The sequence below is a fragment of the Bacteroidota bacterium genome (assembly GCA_034723125.1).
Lineage (GTDB): Bacteria > Bacteroidota > Bacteroidia > CAILMK01 > JAAYUY01 > JAYEOP01.
In genome coordinates this window covers 1-1,667 of record JAYEOP010000546.1, presented here as the reverse complement: position 1 = coordinate 1,667, position 1,667 = coordinate 1, and the positions used below count along the sequence as shown (strand labels likewise).

Sequence of the window (1,667 nt, the reverse complement as noted above, 5' to 3'; positions counted from 1 at the left end):
GTGGAGCATAAGGATGAATAGTTAATGTTACGCCATTACTCCAAGATAGAGAGTGTTCCACAACATTTACACCATCATATAAATCAACATCAAATGTTCCCGTAACCATTTCTTTAGAAAATGTGATTACAATATCTTCAGTAATACCAAAATCATCAAGTTCATAATTGTTCGATACTATAAAAGGTGTAGCAGGAACAATTGAAAGTATAATGTCTCGTGCGGTCATAATTGCATCTGGTTTTAAGGTTTCAGCTGTAGTATAAACTGAATAACTATAAGAACTATTTGAGTAAGGTAGTGTTTTTATTGTCACATTTGGTGTAGCAGGTAAGCTGTCAAATGAAAATACACCGGAACTATTTGTTGTAGTAGTAAATTCATCAATTGATAAATCATAAGATATAAAATCAGCAATCACTATTACATTTGGAGCTAAGATTGTGCTTTCGTCAGTTTGTTCTGCATAGACAGTTCCAGTAAGTCCGGATGTTTTCTCGTAAAGATCCATGTCTTGTTTTACACTATAATAAAAATCTTCACCGGTTGGCATATCATCTACACCGATTGCTGATAAAAGTGGTATGTTCACTGTGACTCTACCAATTGCATAATTCTCTTTGTTATAGAATGTTAATTCATAGTTGCCTGGATACAAGTTAGTTATCGCATAGTATCCCATTTCGTTAGTTTGTGTTGTTTTGATTTTTCCACCGACACTATACATGATTTCTACATCTTCTAAAAGTTCATTGTCAGTAGCGTCACGAAGTGTTCCGTGAATTGATCCAACTACGCGCCCGTCAGTTGGGCAACATTCACTACCTAATTTGCTGGTACATCCTGCAAAAAAGATGGCAAGTGAAAGTAGCAAAACAATTGCTAAAATTCGTTTTCTCATAATTTTCTCCTTTTTTTTGTTAAAAAATTTTCCCATATCCTTAATATCAATATAAATATAAGTATATTATATTATTGAAACAACAATTATTTTTTTATTCCAAGTATTTTCAACATAAAAGCATATTCAAGAGCATACTTTTTATAAATTTCAAATCTTTCGGAAGCCCACTGTTTCCGTTTCAGAATAATGAAAATGAAAAAGCTTTTCAAAAAAAATCTATGTTTATATAATTTTAATTATTAAATTATAGTAATTAAAAAATAATGATTGCAAATGATTGCAAAAAAGGAATTTTAAATGACGAAGATTGATTATAATATACAAACAACTGACTTTTATAACAAAGTTGCTGAATTATTAAAGAATGCACGAAAGAGCGTTGCCCAAACAGTTAATAGAACAATGGTTTATACTTATTTTGAGATAGGAAGAATGATTGTTGAAGAGGAACAAAATGGGAAAGAGCGTGCTGAATACGGAAAACAAATACTGAAAGAGTTATCTAATAAGCTAAATACTGAATTTGGAAAGGGGTTTTCTGTAACTAATCTTCAACAAATGAAGAATTTTTATACTGTTTATAGAAAACAGCAGACACTGTCTGTTAAATCTAAAAATGGGCTTGATAAAACTATAAATTTTCAATTAAGTTGGTCTCATTATTTGTCTTTATTGCGAATAGACAACCTTGAAGAAAGAAAATTCTACGAAATTGAAGCAATTGAAAATAATTGGAGTTTAAGAGAATTACGAAGGCAATTTG

Annotated in this window: 2 protein-coding genes; one reads left to right on the top strand and one right to left on the bottom strand. The window is 30.7% G+C overall.

Annotated elements, in window-relative coordinates; translation table 11 throughout:
- The coding region (locus U9R42_14035) for a carboxypeptidase regulatory-like domain-containing protein (protein ID MEA3497143.1) at positions 1-901 on the bottom strand (901 nt) is incomplete at its 3' end.
- A gap of 300 nt (positions 902-1,201) precedes the next feature.
- On the opposite strand from U9R42_14035, the gene U9R42_14030 reads away from it, so the two are divergent.
- Positions 1,202-1,667, top strand: a 466-nt coding sequence (locus U9R42_14030; GenBank protein ID MEA3497142.1) for a DUF1016 N-terminal domain-containing protein, incomplete at its 3' end; no start/stop codon positions are given.